Annotated in this window: 19 protein-coding genes, 1 tRNA gene and 1 pseudogene; 15 read left to right on the top strand and 6 right to left on the bottom strand. The window is 50.4% G+C overall.

Annotated features, from left to right (window positions below; genetic code table 11):
* Positions 1-38: 38 nt before the first annotated feature.
* The 3 genes from metZ to H3L95_RS13320 all read right to left on the bottom strand — a co-directional run bounded on the left by metZ (position 39) and on the right by H3L95_RS13320 (position 2,957).
* Positions 39-1,208: an O-succinylhomoserine sulfhydrylase gene (metZ, locus tag H3L95_RS13330; RefSeq protein ID WP_003757948.1), complete on the bottom strand. Its 1,170-nt coding sequence runs from the start codon at positions 1,206-1,208 to the stop codon at positions 39-41.
* A gap of 240 nt (positions 1,209-1,448) precedes the next feature.
* The gene (locus H3L95_RS13325) at positions 1,449-2,039 is read right to left on the bottom strand and encodes a DUF3465 domain-containing protein (protein WP_003757947.1); all 591 of its coding nucleotides are present in this window, start codon (positions 2,037-2,039) and stop codon (positions 1,449-1,451) included.
* 105 nt (positions 2,040-2,144) lie between these two features.
* Positions 2,145-2,957 carry a hypothetical protein gene (locus H3L95_RS13320; protein ID WP_003757944.1) on the bottom strand — a complete coding sequence of 271 codons (813 nt, stop codon included), beginning with the start codon at positions 2,955-2,957 and terminating at the stop codon, positions 2,145-2,147.
* A gap of 102 nt (positions 2,958-3,059) precedes the next feature.
* Here H3L95_RS13320 and H3L95_RS13315 point away from each other — a divergent pair, with 102 nt between their 5' ends.
* The 3 genes from H3L95_RS13315 to H3L95_RS13305 all read left to right on the top strand — a co-directional run bounded on the left by H3L95_RS13315 (position 3,060) and on the right by H3L95_RS13305 (position 5,649).
* Positions 3,060-3,311: an NGO1151 family protein gene (locus H3L95_RS13315; protein WP_003768589.1), complete on the top strand. Its 252-nt coding sequence runs from the start codon at positions 3,060-3,062 to the stop codon at positions 3,309-3,311.
* A 73-nt stretch (positions 3,312-3,384) separates the two neighbouring features.
* Positions 3,385-4,227, top strand: a complete 843-nt coding sequence (locus H3L95_RS13310) for a basic amino acid ABC transporter substrate-binding protein (RefSeq protein ID WP_003757939.1) — start codon at positions 3,385-3,387, stop codon at positions 4,225-4,227.
* Between the two features lie 189 nt (positions 4,228-4,416).
* A complete protein-coding gene (locus H3L95_RS13305; protein WP_003757937.1) occupies positions 4,417-5,649 on the top strand; it encodes a multidrug effflux MFS transporter in 1,233 nt (410 codons plus the stop codon).
* Between the two features lie 73 nt (positions 5,650-5,722).
* Here H3L95_RS13305 and H3L95_RS13300 read toward each other — a convergent pair whose 3' ends face one another.
* Complete coding sequence (locus H3L95_RS13300) at positions 5,723-7,555, bottom strand: PglL family O-oligosaccharyltransferase (protein ID WP_003757935.1); 1,833 nt, start codon at positions 7,553-7,555, stop codon at positions 5,723-5,725.
* On the bottom strand, positions 7,555-7,917 hold the full coding sequence (locus H3L95_RS13295) for a DUF2069 domain-containing protein (protein WP_003768527.1): 363 nt from the start codon (positions 7,915-7,917) through the stop codon (positions 7,555-7,557). Before H3L95_RS13295 ends, H3L95_RS13300 begins: the two co-directional genes overlap by 1 nt.
* A 249-nt stretch (positions 7,918-8,166) precedes the next feature.
* Between H3L95_RS13295 and H3L95_RS13290 the strand changes: the two genes are divergently transcribed.
* The 6 genes and pseudogenes from H3L95_RS13290 to H3L95_RS13265 all read left to right on the top strand — a co-directional run bounded on the left by H3L95_RS13290 (position 8,167) and on the right by H3L95_RS13265 (position 13,017).
* Positions 8,167-8,865 (top strand): murein hydrolase activator EnvC family protein, encoded by a 699-nt coding sequence (locus tag H3L95_RS13290; RefSeq protein ID WP_003757929.1) that lies wholly within the window; start codon positions 8,167-8,169, stop codon positions 8,863-8,865.
* Positions 8,866-9,080: 215 nt separating this feature from the next.
* Positions 9,081-9,194: pseudogene (locus tag H3L95_RS13285) on the top strand (IS5/IS1182 family transposase); the annotation flags it as partial.
* A 236-nt stretch (positions 9,195-9,430) separates the two neighbouring features.
* On the top strand, positions 9,431-10,675 hold the full coding sequence (locus H3L95_RS13280) for a type VI immunity family protein (RefSeq protein ID WP_241429720.1): 1,245 nt from the start codon (positions 9,431-9,433) through the stop codon (positions 10,673-10,675).
* A gap of 85 nt (positions 10,676-10,760) precedes the next feature.
* On the top strand, positions 10,761-11,165 hold the full coding sequence (locus H3L95_RS13275; RefSeq protein WP_003757921.1) for a hypothetical protein: 405 nt from the start codon (positions 10,761-10,763) through the stop codon (positions 11,163-11,165).
* Positions 11,166-11,237: 72 nt separating this feature from the next.
* Positions 11,238-12,161 carry an Imm52 family immunity protein gene (locus H3L95_RS13270; protein ID WP_003757918.1) on the top strand — a complete coding sequence of 308 codons (924 nt, stop codon included), beginning with the start codon at positions 11,238-11,240 and terminating at the stop codon, positions 12,159-12,161.
* 448 nt (positions 12,162-12,609) lie between these two features.
* Positions 12,610-13,017: a hypothetical protein gene (locus tag H3L95_RS13265; RefSeq protein ID WP_003757916.1), complete on the top strand. Its 408-nt coding sequence runs from the start codon at positions 12,610-12,612 to the stop codon at positions 13,015-13,017.
* Between the two features lie 210 nt (positions 13,018-13,227).
* Here the strand turns inward: H3L95_RS13265 and H3L95_RS13260 are convergent.
* Positions 13,228-13,303 (bottom strand) — tRNA-Glu (locus tag H3L95_RS13260).
* Positions 13,304-13,458: 155 nt separating this feature from the next.
* Here H3L95_RS13260 and H3L95_RS13255 point away from each other — a divergent pair.
* The 6 genes from H3L95_RS13255 to H3L95_RS13230 all read left to right on the top strand — a co-directional run bounded on the left by H3L95_RS13255 (position 13,459) and on the right by H3L95_RS13230 (position 18,267).
* Positions 13,459-14,358, top strand: a complete 900-nt coding sequence (locus H3L95_RS13255) for a recombination-associated protein RdgC (RefSeq protein ID WP_003757913.1) — start codon at positions 13,459-13,461, stop codon at positions 14,356-14,358.
* A gap of 63 nt (positions 14,359-14,421) precedes the next feature.
* Entirely contained in the window at positions 14,422-14,838 is a 417-nt protein-coding gene (locus tag H3L95_RS13250) for an MORN repeat-containing protein (RefSeq protein ID WP_003757911.1), read from the top strand.
* A 71-nt stretch (positions 14,839-14,909) separates the two neighbouring features.
* Positions 14,910-15,476, top strand: coding sequence for a dCTP deaminase (gene dcd / locus H3L95_RS13245; RefSeq protein WP_003741335.1), 567 nt, complete (start codon positions 14,910-14,912; stop codon positions 15,474-15,476).
* A 238-nt stretch (positions 15,477-15,714) separates the two neighbouring features.
* Positions 15,715-17,010: a serine--tRNA ligase gene (serS, locus tag H3L95_RS13240; RefSeq protein WP_003757908.1), complete on the top strand. Its 1,296-nt coding sequence runs from the start codon at positions 15,715-15,717 to the stop codon at positions 17,008-17,010.
* Between the two features lie 106 nt (positions 17,011-17,116).
* On the top strand, positions 17,117-17,467 hold the full coding sequence (locus H3L95_RS13235) for a helix-turn-helix domain-containing protein (RefSeq protein ID WP_003756443.1): 351 nt from the start codon (positions 17,117-17,119) through the stop codon (positions 17,465-17,467).
* A complete protein-coding gene (locus H3L95_RS13230) occupies positions 17,371-18,267 on the top strand; it encodes an IS3 family transposase (protein ID WP_182096176.1) in 897 nt (298 codons plus the stop codon). The genes H3L95_RS13235 and H3L95_RS13230 overlap by 97 nt, the downstream gene beginning before the upstream one ends.
* The last annotated feature ends 39 nt before the right edge of the window (positions 18,268-18,306 follow it).

Here is an 18,306-nt window from a genome sequence, read left to right as displayed (position 1 = left end):
GTAATGGTTCAGCAAATGCCGTCCGTTAAGTGTTTGCCTTAACGCGCCAACGCCTGTTTCAAATCGTCAATCAAATCATCGACGTATTCCAAACCGACGGACAGGCGCACCAGTCCGGGGCGGATATTGGCGGCGAGTTTTTCTTCGGGCTGCATCCTGCCGTGCGTGGTTGTCCACGGGTGGGTAATGGTCGAGCGCACGTCGCCGAGGTTGGCGGTACGGGAGAAGAGTTCGACGCCGTCCACGATTTTCCACGCGGCGTCAGTGTCGGCGACTTCAAAGCCGATGACGATGCCGCCGCCGTTTTGCTGTTTGCGGATAAGCTCCGCCTGCGGATGGTCGGGCAATCCGGTGTAGTAAACGGCTTGAACCTGCGGCTGCGCTTGCAGCCATTGGGCGATTTTCAGGGCGTTGTCGAACTGTTTTTCCATACGCAGCGACAGGGTTTCCACGCCGCTCAACAACTGCCATGCGTTAAACGGCGACATTGCCAGCCCGCAAGAGTTGCAGTAAACGGCGACCTGCGTCATCAATTCTTCCGAACCCGCCAACACGCCGCCCATCACGCGCCCGTGTCCGTCGATGGCTTTGGTTGCGGAGGAAACGGAAATATCGGCGCCGTGTTTCAAAGGCTGCGAGCCGACGGGCGACAGCAGACTGTTGTCCACCACCAAAAGCGCGCCGATGCTGTGCGCCAATTCTGCCAAGGCTTCCAAGTCGGCCACTTCGCCCAAGGGGTTGGACGGGGTTTCCAAAAACAGCAGTTTGGTGTTGGCTTTGACGGCGGCTTTCCATTCGTCCACATCGGTCGGCGACACATGGCTCACTTCGATGCCGAATTTGGTGACGATGTTGTTGATAAAGCCGACAGTCGTGCCGAACAGGCTGCGGCTGGAAATCACATGATCGCCCGCCTGCAGGAAGGTGAAAAACGCCGCCTGAATCGCGGACATACCGGTCGAAGTGGCGACCGCGCGTTCTGCGCCTTCCAAAGCGGCGATGCGTTTTTCAAAAGCGGCGATGGTCGGGTTGGCAGTACGGGTATAAGTGAACCCTTTGATTTTTTTAGAAAACAAATCGGCGGCGTGTTGGGCGTTGTCCCACATGAAGCTGCTGGTGAGGAACAATGCCTGATTGTGTTCGCGGTATTCGGTTTGCTCTTTGCCGCCGCGTATGGCGAGCGTCTGCGGGTGGAGTTTTTTACTCATTTGTTTTCCAATCTTGTTCAGCAGGTTTGTTTGATGTCTTATAGTGGATTAACTTTAAACCAGTACGGCGTTACCTCGCCTTGTCCTGATTTAAAGTTAATCCACTATAAATAAGAGAAGCCATAGGTTAACTTGTTAACATTTTGCGCTTATTTGCGCCGTCTTTCAAGTTTGGCGGCGAATGGCAAAAGGTCGTCTGAAAACGTTTTTCAGACGACCTTTTGCAATCGTTCCAAGCTTTTATTGATAAACCCGCCCGTCGTGTTCCAGCCAGCCGTCGGCATGGCGGCCTGCGGGGTCGTGGTGCGTCCAATGGAGGACGCCGCCCTGTTCCGACCATTCGTATTCGCCGTAGAAGCCGACTTTATCGCCTTTTTTCAAGCCTTTGATTTTGTCGGCGAGGTCGATGTTGTGCGCCACTAAAAGCGTTTGCCCGCTCGACAGCTTCAAGATAAAACGCTGATGGCGTGTGCCTTGGTTGTCGTCGGGCAGCGTTTTGAGAACGGCACCTTCGCCTTTCACTTGAATATCACTTTGTTGGTTTTCAAAGGCTTGCTGTAATATTTGTTCCGCGCTGCCCTGCCCTGCTTGGTGTTCGGACTTCGGCTGCTTGGGTTGCGACTTTTTGGATTCAGACTGCTCGGATTGGCGTTTTCCCGCTTGGATTTGGGGCTGCGTTTGGGTTGGTACGGCATCCGCTGCCCGACCTTGCCGCCCCTGCTGCATTTTTTGATAACCGACTACCACGGCGGCAACAATCAGTATCCAAATCCATTTGTTTTTGTTCATAAAATCCACGCCCAAAAAAATGCCCGACGGTTCATCGGGCATAAATTATTTGAAAGGAGTTAAATCACGATAACGTGAGCCGCCATTATATACAAAACCGGCGGAAAAATCAGCATTTTCAGTCCGATACCTGAAGCGGCGGCGTGATCACGCTTTTTTGTTTCCCTGACTGTATTTCATTTCGTATTTGATGTCGTTCAGGATTTTTTTCACGTTGTAATCCAAAAGCTGTTCCACCAAATCGGGCGCCTGTTCGCTGAGGGTTTGTTGGAGCTGGTAGGTAAACAACGCCATTTGTTTCTGCACGGCGGTGCGTATCATGCCGTTGACGGCATCGGCAACGTGCGGGCGCAGGCGTTTGATTAAACGCTCGCTCAGGTCTTGCTCGGAAATGCAGAACACTTCCCTGCGGTTGATGACCTGCGGGTTTAATACGTTGATATGGACGGTAATTGGCGGCGTTTCTTCTTTGGGGTCGTCTGAAACCTGCTCTTGCGCCTGCGGATTTTCGTTTTCAGACGACGTTGCCTCTGCTTTTGCCGGCGCGTCAAATTCGACTGTTTTACGTTTCGGGTTCAGCCAAACCGTGCGCGTGGACTCGATTTGCCTGTCGGACGCGCTCATTTGCAGCGAAGACTGCGCGTTCAGCCAGTTTTCCTGCAAAATCACCATCGCATCGGTCTCCGCCGTTTCAGCGGCTTCTTCCTCCAGCATGGCGTTGTGTTCCTCCTGCCATTTGCGCAGATATTCCGTCAACACGGCATCGCGGTTGGCATCGTCGAGCTTGACCGACTTGGCTTTGGGCTTCTGCTCGAAGGCAGGTTCTTGAGATTCGCGCACCAAAGGCGCGTGTGTGTAAGGTGCGTTCAATTGGCGGGTTTGCCGCAGCTTTTCCAAGCGGCTTTCCCAATCCAGGCTTTCATCCGTTTGTTGTGGCGTATCGGGACGATTCGTATCCATTTTTAGCTTTCGTTCTTCCGTTGTGTCATTTCATTTCACGCGCATAGCGAATGCCGTGATTTGCTATAATGCGGTATTTTAACAGATTCCCAGGAACACATCATGAGCAGCATCGAACAACGCCTCGAATATTTGGAAGAAGCCAACGACGTTTTGCGTATGCAGAACCACGTCCTCGCCACCGCCCTCAAAGGCCTGATCCGTTCGCTGCCGTCCGACATGGCAAACGAAGCCGTCGAGTCCATCCAGCTTGCCTTTGAAGACGCGCTCGCCGAATTGAACTACGAAGACAGCCCGCATACCGACCTCTTCCATGACGTAACCTACGCTTTTTTCCGCGAAAAAGACCACTGACGCGTAGCGACTTCCCCAAACCGTGTTAAACTATCCGTTTATTTATTAATATCCGTAAAGAAGGAACCTCCCCATGAACATGAAAAAATGGATTGCAGCCGCCCTCGCCTGCTCCGCGCTGGCACTCTCCGCCTGCGGCGGCCAAAGCAAAGACGCTTCCTCGTCAGCCCCTAAAGCCGACAAAGTGTACCGCGTCGCCGCCAACGCCGAATTCGCCCCTTTCGAATCATTGGATTCCGCCGGCAACGTTGAAGGTTTCGACGTCGATTTGATGAACGCGATGGCTAAAGCCGGCGGATTCAAAGTCGAATTCAAACACCAGCCTTGGGACAGCCTCTTCCCTGCGCTCAAAAACGGCGATACGGATATCGTCATCTCCGGCGTCACCATTACCGACGAGCGCAAACAATCCATGGATTTCACCGACCCTTATTTTGAAATCACCCAAGTCGTCCTCGTTCCCAAAGGTAAAAAAGTCGCCTCTTCAGACGACCTCAAAAACATGGCGAAAGTCGGCGTCGTTACCGGACAAACCGGCGACTTCTCCGTTTCCAAACTCTTGGGCAACGACAATCCTAAAATCGCCCGCTTCGAGAGCGTTCCTTTGGTCATCAAAGAGCTGGAAAACGGCGGCGTGGATGCCGTAGTCAGCGACAGCGCGGTCATCGCCAACTATGTGAAAAACAACCCGACCAAAAGCATGGACTTCATCACCCTGCCTGATTTCACGATTGAAAACTACGGCATCGCCGTACGCAAAGGCGACGAAGCGACCGTCAAAATGCTGAACGAAGCGCTGAAAAAAGTACGCGACAGCGGCGAATACGACAAAATCCACGCCAAATACTTCGCCAAAGAAGGCGATAAAGCGGCAGCCGCCAGCCAAGCAGCCAGCCAACCTGAAGCAGCCAAATAATCTGTTTCAACGTTCTTAAGCAATAAGAAAGGTCGTCTGAAAGCCTGTATCGCGGGTTTCAGACGACCTTTTATAGTAGATCCCGTTCCGAAGGCAGTATTGTGCGGCTTAACCCTACCCTTGTTATCCGATAGCCAAGTTTTTCCAAACCAAGCCGCCGCAGAAACTCAAACACACAGAAAGTCCCTTATGTCCCAATCCACACCCGCCCCGCTGGGCGAAAAGCAAATGGCGGTTTTGATGGCTATGTTGGTTGCCCTGATGCCGTTTTCGGTCGATGCCTACCTGCCCGCCATTCCGGAAATGGCGCAGTCGTTGAGCACGGATATCCACCGCATTGAGCAGAGTTTGGTTTTGTTTATGTTCGGCGTGGCGTTCGGGCAGATTGCCGGCGGCGCGGTTTCGGACATCAAGGGACGCAGACCGGTGGCTTTGGTCGGTTTGAGCATTTATTTTTCAGCCGTTGTCGCGCTGACGATGGTACAGTCGGTGGACGGGCTGTTGAACCTACGCGCCGTACAGGCGTTCGGGGCGGGGATGACGGTGGTCATCGTCGGGGCGATGGTGCGCGATTATTATTCGGGCAGACAGGCGGCGCAGATGTTTGCCTTAATCGGCATTATCCTGATGGTCGTGCCGCTGATTGCACCTATGTTCGGCTCTCTGTTGCAGGAATTGGGCGGCTGGCGTTTTATTTTCGGTTTTTTGGCGGCGTATTCGTTTGTTTTGTTCATCTTGGTGTTTGCTTTCCTGCCGCGTCCGAAGCAGACGGGCAAAATCAGGATGGACATTTTCGGACTGGTGGCGGGCAGGTTCGCCAGAGTGCTGAAGACGCGGGCGGCGATGGGCTATCTGTTTTTTCAGGCATTCAGCTTTGCGTCGATGTTTGCATTTTTGACGGAATCGTCTTTTGTTTACCAAAAGCTGTACCATGTGACGCCGCACCAATATTCTTGGACCTTTGCGCTGAACGTCCTTACGATGGCTTCGTTCAACCGCATCACGGCATGGCGGCTGAAAACGGGGGCGCACCCCCAAAGTATTTTGAAATGGGGCATTATCGTGCAGTTTGTGGCGAACCTGACGATGGTGCTGTTGGTCGTATCGATGGTGCTGCCGCCGATGTGGGCTTTGGTGCCATGCGTAATGTTTTCGGTAGGCACGCAAGGCTTGGTCGGCGCAAACACGCAGGCTTGCTTTATGGCTTATTTCAAGCAGGAAAGCGCCAGCGCAAATGGGGTATTGGGCGCGTTCCAATCCATCATCGGCGCAAGCGTAGGGCTGTTGGCAACGCGGCTGCACAATGGTTCTGTGTTGGTGATGGCGGGCATGATGCTGGCTTCGACGGTATGTGGGATTGTGTTGCTGTGGCTCTGCTCGCATCAGGCTTGGAAGGAAAACGATAAAAGCGAATATGTGTGAATCGTGAACGGCAAAAGGTCGTCTGAAACCTTGAAATCGGGTTTCAGACGACCTTTTTACATCAGCCTATTGCTTATTGCACGACATCGCAAGACTTCGCTTTTTCGTGCTTAGGCGCGTTGACGAAATCTTTGCAGTCCGCCAGCAGCTTGGGCAAAAGCGGTTGGAACACGGGATGGCTGCGCAGCTTGCCCGCGTAAAACGACATCATGTACGGATAATAATACTGCATCGCCTGCATCCATTTCGCACCCTCTTCCTTCTTGCCTTGCCGGTAGAGATACAGCGCCACCTGATAAGCGTTGGAATACGGGCGGTAAGACAAGGAATCGATCGCCGCCTTCTCCGCCCAAGGTTTGACCTGCATATCGGTCGGCTCGGCGCGGCGGGTCAGGCTGAGGTCGGCATAATAAGCCAGCATCGGGCTGGTTTCGGAAATATGGCGCAAACCGTTAATCTTCCGCCCCGCCATCTCCGTACTTTCATTTTTCGGAATCCGGCTGTAATCGACCAAATCGGTATACGTCCAGCCCATATGCAGCAGCCCGCCGATAATCAGCAGCGTAGCAAGCCCGCCCGCCCAATTGCGGCCGCGCATCCAAGCGAGGTCGTCTGAAACGTCTTCATAACGTGCCGGCGCGAGTGCGAACATCAACACAAACGGCGTCAGGAAATAGATATACCACAATGGGTACTCCAGCATACTGTGACACATACTGACGGCAACCATAGACAGCAGCAGCAGCGAAGCCGGATGGTAAGGACGCACCAGCATCCGCCACAGCCCCGCAAGCATCGTCAGGGCAACCAATACCGTACCGACCAGCCCGACTTCGGAGAGCAGTTGTAAAACAATATTGTGCGAATGGGTAAACAACACGCCTAAGATATTATTCGGGAAATACTGCTGCTCCGCATTAATCCAGAAAGTCTGTTGGGCAAAGCTGTTCCAGCCGTGTCCGAACCAAGGTGCGGACAAAAAGGCAGTCCAGGCTTTACGCCATTCAATCTGACGCATCGAGCCTTCAAAACCGCTGTTTCCGGCGCGTTCGACCGCCGTTTCATATTGACCGTTGCCCAGCAGCTCCAAAATCGAACCCATCGCAAATTGAAATACCGCCACCAACGCGACCGTCAGGAAAAATATCCGCACCAGCCTCGCAGAATCCCGTCCCGCACGCCAACGCCACAGCGGCAAAATCAACGCCACGCCGGCCACATAGCCCAGAATCGTGCGTGAGTTGACCAAGCCCAAGACAGCCGTCATCAGGAAGACCAACACAAATCCCAGCCAGCCCGGCATTTTGCGGGTTGACCACAAATAAGCCGCCGCCAAAACACCCCACATCAAATAATGCCCGAGGTGGTTGCGCTGCCCAAGCTGACCGCTGACCTCTTTTCCGCTATACACAATCATGCTGCGCAGGAAACCAAGATCGTACCAACCCTTAAACTGTATAAACGCAATCGCAGCCTGCAGCAACGTACCAAACAGCAGCGACCACGCGAACACCGTCACAATGCGTTCCTGCCCGTAAGCCGCCACCCAGCCGCGGCAAGCCCATACCGCCAAAGCCAGAATGATAAACGTCCACATCACCATATCGTTCATGCCGACGTAAATCAAATCCATCATCCGCGCCTGCAGCCACCAAAATGCCGCCAAAACCAGCAAACCGACGGCCGCCTTCGGCAGGCGCACGCTCAACAAACCCTTATACGCCGTCACCAACACCAGCATCAGCGCGCCCAGAAGCGAAGCCGCTTCCAAATAAAAACTCGACAACGGACCCACGCGGTAGAAGGACAAAAACGGCGCGGCGCATATCCACAAGAAACAGCACCACAACGGCAACAAACGTCTGTCCCATTCACTCTTAAGGTCGTCTGAAAAACGCATAAACATTATTTTCCCGCCTTTCTCTGCTGCTTCACAAAAGCCAGGCATGCAACAAAAAACACCAAACACGCCGTCAACGATAAAGCGGCACACACCACCTCGGCAGCACCCGCATTAAACAAACGCATCACCGCCTCGGCAAAATAAATCAAAATCAACATAGAACTATACTGGTAAGTATAAACTTTACCCTTCAAAATACCCGACAACGGCAGGCACAAAGGCAAAGCCTTCAGCGCCAGCCACGAACCGCCGCTGCGCAAAGGCGCAATCCACAGCTCCCAAGATAAAGAAAGGACAATCAAAAAAATCAAGCTGCCGCAAGCAGCCAGATAAGGCAAAGAAGATTTATGAGAAGAAGTATTCACGGATAAAGTTCAACAGGCATCGCGCCGAGTGTAAAATACAGGATTATACCGAAAACCGAAACAACCGTTGCAGCCCGACCGTTTCAGACGACCCCGGGCTACCGTCAGCATCCGTCGTATTGCTTTTCAAACTGTCCGACGAATCAAAAAGATATCCCGTCAGGCAGCCGAACATCCCGAAAAAATCCCCAAACAGGTTGAACCTTCACGCCTGCCCATAATCCTATTGATTTATTCTTTTGGTTCTCTATGAAAACAAACCGTACCCTATCTTTCAAAACCGCAATTCTCCGTTTGTCCGCATTAGGCTTGGCATTCACACTTGCCGCGTGTGCCGGCGGCCCATCCACCGGCCCCGTACCCGACGGCTACTACCGCGTCAAACCGGGCGACACCCTCAGCCAAATCGCCAAACGCTACGGACAAAACGTCAACACCTTGGCATCATGGAACAATCTGAACAACGCCTCACAAATCGAAGTCGGACAAGTCTTGCGCGTCCGTAAAAACGCCGCCAACCGCCCCCGTTCCGGCAGTACCGACATCAGCAGCGCCAGAACCGTCGCTCCCGTCAACCGCCTGACCCTGCAATGGCCGGTCGACAACGGCAAAAATTCCATCATCCGCGGCTACGACAATGCGACCAACAAAGGCATCGACATCGGCGGCACACTCGGACAAAGCGTCAAATCCGCAGCAGCCGGAACCGTCCTCTACGTCGGCGAAGAAGTGCGCGGCTACGGCAAACTGATTCTCATCAGCCACAGCGACTTCTCCATCACCGCCTACGCACACAACGACACCATTCTGGTTCAAAAAGACCAAAAAGTCGCAGCAGGCCAGCCGATTGCCACCATGGGCAATAGCGACACAGACGGCGTCAAACTGCATTTCGAAGTCCGCATGAACGGCAAAGCCGTCGACCCGATGCAGTACCTACCCGGCTGATCCACATCCTAATAGAACCCAAATCAAGCCGCTGCCCGATTCCGACAAACGGATTACAGGTCGTCTGAAATGCGAAAACGCTTCTGTTTTAAGAGACAGAAGCGTTTTTTACAAATTGGCATTCTCGAGGAGATGCTGATGTACCTAATGGCTACGCCTTGCCCAATCCCCCTTACTAACCTTTACAGGGAAGATATCCTCAAAACTCAAAACATAGATCAAATTATAGTGGATTAAATTTAAATCAGGACAAGGCGACGAAGCCGCAGACAGTACAGATAGTACGGCAAGGCGAGGTAACGCCGTACTGGTTTAAAGTTAATCCACTATAAAAAACAACATTATCAAAAGGGGTCGTCTGAAACCCTCTATTCAGACGACCCAATTCTATTTATCCCCACCACCCTCAAACAACCATCCATAACGCATTTCCACCATTCATCATCGTTCATTTGTCCTATCTGCCTTTTTGATTTATGTTCAACTGGAAAAGTACACGAATTCGATGCCCATTACGGTAATCTGCCTACCGAGTAAACAACAGCAACCATATAAAAGAGACAATATGACAACCAAGCTATACGAGTCCCTGCAACGGGAAGCCGATGAAATCCTGATGTATGACGAAGACTACAATATCAATGCCCGTTTGGGGCTGACCATATTGATCTACTACACGGGCGGCGGTTCGGTAGCGGGACAACGCAAGACGCTGGAAGCTGCCGAACGCTTTTACTCAAAGTACCATGGGTATTTGAAAATGCATTTTTGGACAGACATGCGCCGTTTTGCACGGCTCAATCCGACCGCATTTCAAAACAAAATAGACCGTACCATTAAAAATGCCGAATCAGGACGCAGATTTTCATGTGTACTGACTTCTGATACGGAATATGGCCAAAGAGCACCGGAATATCAGTTCAAAACCCTCTCCTCCCACCCAATAGATGAAAATGGATTGTCTTGCCTTCAAATTACCCTGCCTTTGTCCTTTTTATCGACTACTGCCCAACAGAAGGAATTCGAAGATTGGGTGGAATATGTTTGCAAACAGTTTGATATTTTCCACGGCTATGCCGGACTGACCATCGCCCTTCCCGACTCCTACTATAAATACCAATTTTATGAATACGCTGTGACCAAACGTTATTGGGGAGTAACACCTGATTCAGATTCACCCATAACCCTCCTTTGGTACGAAGGTATAAAATCTATCAGCTGGTACACACTTGTCGGTAAGGCGTTTCAGAATAAACTGAACAGCACGGAAATCCAAAACGTTTTGAACCATTATCGTGATATTACACTGAAGACTTATAACGGCACCATGGTATTCAAAGCAGGAAAATTCCCCGATTTGGGAGATAAAACCAAACCGTTGCCCGTTAATTACCTGATAGTGAACAACCTGATGCGGCCGATACTGACGCAAAAGCTGAACGACTCACTACATACTGCTTTCGGCAACGGTAAAAACCGCTACTCAGCTTCCCAGGGCTATTACTGGCTGCATCGCTGGGATAATGCCAATTTTGAAAACGGGATTTTTGATCCTAAAGGGACGAAGCAGGAACTGATGCCCGTTTACCGTGAGAGACCGTTGGAAGCACCTTATGCAGGGTTGTGGATACCCGACGATCTCGAGAATGCGATAGAACGACATTTTGAAGAAGGAGAAGTTTTTCCTGATAGAGGAGAGTATTACAAGTACCTCCAAAACGGCACAACGGAAATTGGGAAAGGCTATTGTATCTGGCGTTTGGTTAAACGGGACGATGGTGACAGTGTGCTGCAGGCTTCAGAGTTTTAATGTTCCGATATTGCTGCTCCGGCGTTTCAGACGACCCACGGACTCTGCCCAAACACAACAATTACTTTTAGAAAGGATACATACCATGTTTGATTTAACGTGCAGCTACTTAGACGATGACGATATAGATCACGAAGCCGAAAAGCAGTGGATTTTTAAAACTTTACACAGGTTTGAAAAAGAAGAGGAAATTAAATCTTTATTGAACGATTTTTCAAAATTTTCATCGTTGTATGACGAAGCCGTTGCAGCAGGATTGAAAAAAAGTGCAGTCAACGACTACATCATCATTTCCGCCTCAGCACCAGACGAGGTAACCGGCGCGCTTAAAGAATATCTGGGGAAAACCATTTATGACGCCTGGGGCAGAACCGTGTCAAAAAGCCAAATGCTGCGGGATTTTGTCAGTGAATATAAATGGGCGCATTTAGATATGGAAACCTTCGACGCCATGAATCGGGAGAATTTTTTTAATAATATTGAACTCTAGCAGTATCCGATAGGCGGACAAGAAATTGCAGCGAATCCCAGATGCGTCAAAAAAATGAATATAGGAAACTAAATGAAAAAAATCGATTTTACTATGCATTTTTCTGCTGTGCAGCAGTCCCTCGATCGAGTATTCAAGGATATGCTGACCTTTCAAACAGAATACCTCCAAGAGCTATTTGCACGCAACGATACGGTTACAGTAGACCTGCTGACAGAACGTAGAAATATCAAAAACGGCATGGTCAACTTTAAAGACAAAAGCTATCCGGTAATCAAGACCAGTAAAAACTACAATCACAACTATAAAGACAAATATGTCGAATTTCCTCTGCCTCTCGCTGATCTTGCGCTGATGAAGGATTTTGCACTGACTTCGGAAGAAGTACAGCATGAGCCCGAAATGTTCGACCTTAACTGGCTGAATGTGCCCTATAAGGAATGGTATAAATATCGCGAGGAACGTTATCCGATAGAAAAACAACACGGTTTGTTTAAACTAGGTTTAGCCCCAAGTGCCGATGGTTCTTCTTCTGTTGCGTTTGGTCATTATTTTTTGATGAATGAATCCGACATTGATAAAACCTTGATAAAAAAATGGATATTCTTTTATTTGGATAAATATCTGCCGCATTGCCGGTTTCAAGGAATAAACCGTTTTTACCCTTCGAGAGTCCGGCCATTTTCCCTTTACAAAAAACGTATGGCTTTAGAATGGTTTTCCTTTCTACCCGCCGAAATCCTGCCTGAGGAAGTACCCAGCGCAAACGAGGTTATCTATCTTCCGAATTGTGGCAGCATCATTATTAGCACCGAGCAGCCCTACGACTTTGAGAATCCTGAAATGCGTAAGGTGACTGCCGCTATCGAACAAGAGCTGCACCATGTAGGATTGCTGCCTCTTGTGGATCATTTTGGCATTCCTCAAATTAATGACTTACCTTTTGTTAGTCGTGAGCAACGCCTTAAAAACATGAGTCGGGGAAGCGGGGGGTAGGCAAAGAAAATGCGGAAACTTATTGCCCGCATTTTTGTTTTCAGGCTACTAACTACTAGATGCTGTATACATGGTTTAGCGCAGCATGGAATAGTAACCACACCGAATATGGAGAATATGGGACGCTACTCCTCTTTTCCTTGGATAAATACAGAGAAAGAAAGATTTTGAGATTTAAACCTGATATAGTGGATTAAATTTAAATCAGGACAAGGCGACGAAGCCGCAGACAGTACAGATAGTACAGAACCGATTCACTTGGTGCTTCAGCACCTTAGAGAATCGTTCTCTTTGAGCTAAGGCAAGGCAACGCCGTACTGGTTTAAAGTTAATCCACTATAATTTGCGAATACAGGGATGTCCGGATTTATGTTCATCTATCCAAAGAAGGTCGTCTGAAACCTGATTTTAAAGTGACACACAGCCACATCACGAAAACAACTGGATTATGCCATTAAAAATTAAGAATTTTTTATCTATTACCGATGCTGAGAGAATCGATTCAGCTTTAAATCAACTGCCTTGGACTGGATCGAGCATGGATTGGGATAAGATTAAAGGCGAGAAGCTGCGCATTTCCTTATTTGGAGAAATAACGACAGCATCAATTCATTATGATACTTTTAAAAGATTTAAAGCTTGCCAAGGGAAGAACGTGGTAATTTACTACTCTCCATCACATCAACCTTGGATACTGAATACGGATGATTTTATCTATAATTGGTTAAGTATCTTTGAAGAATTACTTGAATTTCCTAAATTTATAGTATTTTGTTATGAAAAAATTTGGCAGCCTGGATATTTAGAAAATTCAATAGAATGCGAACCTATGGGAGAGTTAATTGGTTTAATCTGAAAAAGAACCCTAACACGCATAATATCTGAATTTGCGCACAAGGTATGGATTTGGGCTTAAGATTTTTTATGCCATTCATTGCAATCAGTTTTTCAAAAAAGCCGAAATTCTTTAATGGCTGTATGAAAACAGCCAATATCCAATCCCATCCATTCCCAAAGACAAAAAAATAAACCCTTACCGTTCTCCAGTAAGGGTTTATTGAAAATCTGGCACGCCCACGGGGATTCGAACCCCGGTTGCCGCCGTGAAAGGGCAGTGTCCTAGGCCTCTAGACGATGGGCGCGTAACCGAGTTGCGAACTATACATAAGCGTTAAAACGCTGTCAACGGGTTTGGGGGTTTTTATGGTCAAATCGGTTTCAGACGACCCTTCTGCGCCTTATCTTTGTATCCGCTTTGCCTGTATAATGCCGCTTTTAATGAAAAGGAAAACAAACCATGTGGTTCAAGCAGATCAGTTTTTATCCGCTCAACAAAGAAAAGCTGCCCGAAGCGGACGTACTTGCCGACAAACTTGCAGAGGCTGAATTTACCCGCTGCCAAGGTTTGGACTGGTCCAGCGAAGGCTTTGCCGCACCGGTTTCGTTCTCTCCCGAACTCGTCTTCCCTGCCGACTTTACCTTGCGCGTCGCCCTGAAAAAAGAAGAAAAAGTCCTGCCGGCCGGCGTCATCCGCGATATTTTGGAAGAGAAGGTGGCGGAAATCCAAAACAATGAAGCCCGAAATGTCGGCCGCAAGGAAAAACAAGAGCTTAAAGAGCAAATTACAGACGACCTGCTGCCCCGCGCGTTTACCCGCAGCAGCCGTACTGAAGCGGTGTTCAACACCCGCCACGGCTATCTGATCGTCAATAACGCGGCTTCCGCCAAAGCGGAAAACATCCTGACCAAGCTGCGCGAAGCTTTGGGCGGTTTGGAAGCCTCGCTGCCGAATACCAAGCAATCGCCCTCTTCCCTGATGACCGAGTGGCTGTTGCAAGGGCATTGCGAAGGCGGTTTTGAATTGGACAGCGATTGCGAACTCAAAGGCGTGGGCGATGTTGTTCCCGTCGTCAAAGTGTCCAAACAAGATTTGACCGCCGATGAAGTGGTCCAACACGTCAAAAACGGCAAAACCGTGACCCAGCTCGGCTTGGTGTGGCGCGAACAAATCGCCTTCATCCTCACGCAAGACTTCACGCTCAAGCGCATTCAATACCTCGACGTATTGCAGGAAGAAGCCGAAAGCAACGGCGACGATGCCGCCAGCCTTGCCTTCGCCTCGCAAATCCTGATGGCGGAATCCGTCAGCACCATGTTGGAAGAGCTGGTTTCCTATTTGGGCGGCTGGCAAGACTAATTTTTCAGACGACCTTTACACGATAAAAGGTCGTCTGAAACCTACCTCCGATGGACAACCTTTATGTTTAAACACTTCGCATTCCTGCCGCTCGCCATTATGCTTGCCCTCCCCGCTTCGGCCGCCGTCCTGACTTCCTATCAGGAACCGGGCTGCACCTACGACGGCGATGTCGGCAAAGACGGCAAACCCGCCGGCAAAGGCACATGGCGCTGCCAAGACGGACGCAGCTACACCGGCGCGTTTAAAAACGGCAAATTCGACGGACAAGGCGTTTACACCGTCTCCGCCAACCGCGAAACCTTCATCGAACCGTTCAATTCCAACAGCACCAAGTTCCGCAACATGGTACTGTCGGGCACGTTCAAAAAAGGCCTGGCACACGGCAAATTCACCGCCTCGCAAAACGGCGAAACCGTCTTCATCATGAAATGCGAAAACGGCATGATTAAAGAAGTGAAACTGCCCAAAACCAAATAACCCCGCCCCGCATTTTCAGACGACCTCCCCGCAGACGCCGTCTGAAAACCGCAAGAAACAAGGAAAACATTATGAGCATCAAGTCCGACAAATGGATACGCCGCATGAGCGAAGAGTTCGGCATGATCGACCCCTTCGAGCCGAACCAAATCAAAGAAGCCAACGGACAACGCATCATCTCCTACGGCACGTCCAGCTACGGCTACGACATCCGCTGCGCCAACGAATTTAAAATTTTCACCAACATCAACAGCACCATCGTCGATCCCAAAAACTTCGACCCGAAAAACTTCGTCACCGTCGAAGACGACTGCTGCATCATCCCGCCAAACTCCTTCGCACTGGCGCGTACGGTCGAATACTTCCGCATCCCGCGCAACGTCCTGACTGTCTGCTTGGGCAAATCCACCTACGCCCGCTGCGGCATCATCGTCAACGTCACCCCGTTCGAACCGGAATGGGAAGGCTACGTGACCCTCGAGTTTTCCAACACTACCCCTCTGCCCGCCAAAATCTATGCCGGCGAAGGCGTGGCGCAAGTCCTCTTCTTCGAGAGCGACGAAATCTGCGAAACTTCCTACAAAGACCGCAACGGCAAATACATGGGACAAACCGGCGTCACTCTGCCGAAAACCTGATGATGGCAAGCCGCCGCCCGTGTTTTACAGACATTGAGGGGATTAGGAAAAACAAATCTGACGGCATCGGGTTTAGCGTATCCGAATCCGTCCGAGGTCGTCTGAAAACTTAAATCCGGCGTTTCAGACGACCCTTTTCATATCCGCTGCAAAGCCCGTCCCCAAACGCTTCCATTGTGAAAATATCCTTAATTTGGTTTACAATGATGCCATTTCCAAATCTTATCGAGAGAACAAAATGTTAGACATCCAACAGCTCCGCAGCCACACCGCAGCCGTCGCCGAACGTTTGGCGCAGCGCGGTTACGAGTTTGATACCGCACGTTTCAATGCCTTGGAAGAGCAGCGCAAAGCCGTCCAAGTGAAAACCGAAGAACTGCAAGCCTCGCGCAACAGTATTTCCAAACAAATCGGCGCATTGAAAGGACAGGGCAAACATGAAGAGGCGCAGGCAGCCATGGATCAAGTCGCCCAAATCAAAACCGATTTGGAGCAGGCGGCCGCCGATTTGGATGCCGTTCAGAAAGAATTGGACGCATGGTTGTTAAGCATTCCCAACCTGCCGCACGAAAGCGTGCCTGTCGGCAAAGACGAAACCGAAAACGTCGAAGTCCGCAAAGTCGGTACGCCGCGCGAATTTGACTTTGAAATCAAAGACCATGTCGATTTGGGCGAACCTTTGGGCTTGGATTTCGAAGGCGGCGCGAAACTGTCCGGCGCGCGCTTTACCGTCATGAAAGGTCAAATCGCCCGCCTGCACCGCGCGCTGGCGCAATTCATGCTCGATACGCACACGCTGAAACACGGCTACACCGAGCATTACACACCCTACATCGTGGACGACACCACCCTGCAAGGTACAGGCCAACTGCCTAAATTTGCAGAAGATTTGTTCCACGTTACCCGCGGCGGCGACGAGAGCAAAAAAACGCAATACCTGATTCCGACCGCCGAAGTGACGCTGACCAACACCGTTGCCGACAGCATTTTGGCGGAAGGCGATTTGCCGCTGAAACTGACCGCCCATTCCCCATGTTTCCGCTCCGAAGCAGGCGCATACGGCAAAGACGTGCGCGGCCTGATTCGCCAACACCAATTTGACAAAGTAGAAATGGTGCAAATCGTTCATCCCGAAAAATCATACGAAGCGCTGGAAGAAATGGTCGGCCATGCCGAAAACATCCTGAAGGCTTTGGAACTGCCCTACCGCGTGATTACCTTGTGTACCGGCGATATGGGCTTCGGTGCGACCAAAACATATGACTTGGAAGTCTGGGTTCCCGCGCAAAATACCTACCGCGAAATCTCAAGCTGCTCCAACTGCGAAGATTTCCAAGCCCGCCGCATGAAGGCTCGTTTCAAAGACGAAAACGGCAAAAACCGCTTGGTACATACTTTGAACGGCTCCGGCTTGGCAGTCGGCCGCACTTTGGTTGCGGTTTTGGAAAACCATCAAAACGCCGACGGCAGCATCAATATTCCTGCCGCTTTGCAGCCTTACATGGGCGGCGTGACCAAACTGGAAGCCCGATAAACCGTGTAGCCGCATTCCATTGCCAACATATCAAAAGGTCGTCTGAAAACTGAACTGCACCCCAAAAGTTGGACATCCCCTCCAACTCACAAGGTGCAGTTTTTTTATGAGCAAATATACATTACACTTCAAATACCAAGCCGTACTCCACTACCTGCATATACGCAGCCAACAGCGTACCGCAGACCACTACGGCATTTCCCGAACCCACCTGAGACGATGGATACGCGCCTATCAAGAAGGCGGTATCGGCGCACTCGAACATCCCCAATCCAAAACCATGCCCCAACACCGCAAAAACCCCTTCATCGCAGATAAACCCGACCAAGAAAAAACACAGGCAGAGCTTATCGAAGAGTTGTGCTATATGCGCGCAGAGGTCGCCTACCTAAAGGAGTTAAAAGCCCTCAGCCAAAAGCAGACCGAAAAGGACAAAGCCAAACCGTCCAAGCACTGAGGGCGCAACACCCGCTCAAATACCTGCTGCACATCGCAAACCTGCCCAAAAGCAGCTTTTACTACCACCATCAAAACCGGCCTGACCCCGACACAGCTGACAAAGCCCTCCTTGTCGAAACCTACCGGCGGCATAAAGGACGCTACGGACAAAGGCGCATTGCCGCAGCATTGGGTTGGAACCGCAAAAAAGCGGCGCGGTTGATGAAGCAGTTGGAACTGAAAGCCCTCATACGGGCGAAAAAAGCCTACCGCCATCCCGCCATGGGCGAAATATCGGAACACCTCCTCAAACGCCGGTTCAAAGCCCGAAAGCCCAACGAAAAATGGCTGACCGACGTTACCGAACTCAAAGGGAAGGACGGCAAACTGTACCTCTCGCCAATCTTGGACTTGTTCAACCGCGAGATCGTCGCCTACGCCATGAGCCGCAGAGCCGACAGCGAAATGGTGAAGGAAATGCTCGAAAAAGCCGCACCCCGTCTGACTGATAAAGGAACGATGCTTCATTCGGACCAAGGTGTGCTGTACCGTACGGCGGGGTATAGGGAATTGCTTGCGGAGCATTCCATGGTTCAAAGCATATCGCGAAAGGCGAACTGTTGGGACAATGCGCCGATGGAAAGCTTCTTTGCGGTGTTAAAGACGGAGTGTTTCTATAACGCAGGTGAATTGACGGTAGATGAATTGATGAAGCAGATAGATGACTATATGGATTACTACAACCGGGAGCGTTGCAGTTTGAAATTGAAAAAGCTGAGTCCTGTCGCATACAGAACCCAGCTTGCACAGAGCGCCTGAATAGGCTTTTATGAGTGTCCAAGATTTGGGGGCCAGTTC

This window comes from Neisseria sicca, assembly GCF_014054945.1.
Classification (GTDB): Bacteria; Pseudomonadota; Gammaproteobacteria; order Burkholderiales; family Neisseriaceae; genus Neisseria; species Neisseria sicca.
This window is presented reverse-complemented; position numbering and strand designations above follow the sequence as displayed.

Excerpts from the sequence above, each read along its gene's own strand:
- metZ (WP_003757948.1), bottom strand. The coding sequence starts at position 1,208 with ATGAGTAAAAAACTCCACCCGCAGACGCTCGCCATACGCGGCGGCAAA.
- H3L95_RS13325 (WP_003757947.1), bottom strand. The coding sequence starts at position 2,039 with ATGCCCGATGAACCGTCGGGCATTTTTTTGGGCGTGGATTTTATGAAC.
- H3L95_RS13320 (WP_003757944.1), bottom strand. The coding sequence starts at position 2,957 with ATGGATACGAATCGTCCCGATACGCCACAACAAACGGATGAAAGCCTG.
- H3L95_RS13315 (WP_003768589.1), top strand. The coding sequence starts at position 3,060 with ATGAGCAGCATCGAACAACGCCTCGAATATTTGGAAGAAGCCAACGAC.
- H3L95_RS13310 (WP_003757939.1), top strand. The coding sequence starts at position 3,385 with ATGAACATGAAAAAATGGATTGCAGCCGCCCTCGCCTGCTCCGCGCTG.
- H3L95_RS13305 (WP_003757937.1), top strand. The coding sequence starts at position 4,417 with ATGTCCCAATCCACACCCGCCCCGCTGGGCGAAAAGCAAATGGCGGTT.
- H3L95_RS13300 (WP_003757935.1), bottom strand. The coding sequence starts at position 7,555 with ATGTTTATGCGTTTTTCAGACGACCTTAAGAGTGAATGGGACAGACGT.
- H3L95_RS13290 (WP_003757929.1), top strand. The coding sequence starts at position 8,167 with ATGAAAACAAACCGTACCCTATCTTTCAAAACCGCAATTCTCCGTTTG.
- H3L95_RS13280 (WP_241429720.1), top strand. The coding sequence starts at position 9,431 with ATGACAACCAAGCTATACGAGTCCCTGCAACGGGAAGCCGATGAAATC.
- H3L95_RS13275 (WP_003757921.1), top strand. The coding sequence starts at position 10,761 with ATGTTTGATTTAACGTGCAGCTACTTAGACGATGACGATATAGATCAC.
- H3L95_RS13270 (WP_003757918.1), top strand. The coding sequence starts at position 11,238 with ATGAAAAAAATCGATTTTACTATGCATTTTTCTGCTGTGCAGCAGTCC.
- H3L95_RS13265 (WP_003757916.1), top strand. The coding sequence starts at position 12,610 with ATGCCATTAAAAATTAAGAATTTTTTATCTATTACCGATGCTGAGAGA.
- H3L95_RS13255 (WP_003757913.1), top strand. The coding sequence starts at position 13,459 with ATGTGGTTCAAGCAGATCAGTTTTTATCCGCTCAACAAAGAAAAGCTG.
- H3L95_RS13250 (WP_003757911.1), top strand. The coding sequence starts at position 14,422 with ATGTTTAAACACTTCGCATTCCTGCCGCTCGCCATTATGCTTGCCCTC.
- dcd (WP_003741335.1), top strand. The coding sequence starts at position 14,910 with ATGAGCATCAAGTCCGACAAATGGATACGCCGCATGAGCGAAGAGTTC.
- serS (WP_003757908.1), top strand. The coding sequence starts at position 15,715 with ATGTTAGACATCCAACAGCTCCGCAGCCACACCGCAGCCGTCGCCGAA.
- H3L95_RS13235 (WP_003756443.1), top strand. The coding sequence starts at position 17,117 with ATGAGCAAATATACATTACACTTCAAATACCAAGCCGTACTCCACTAC.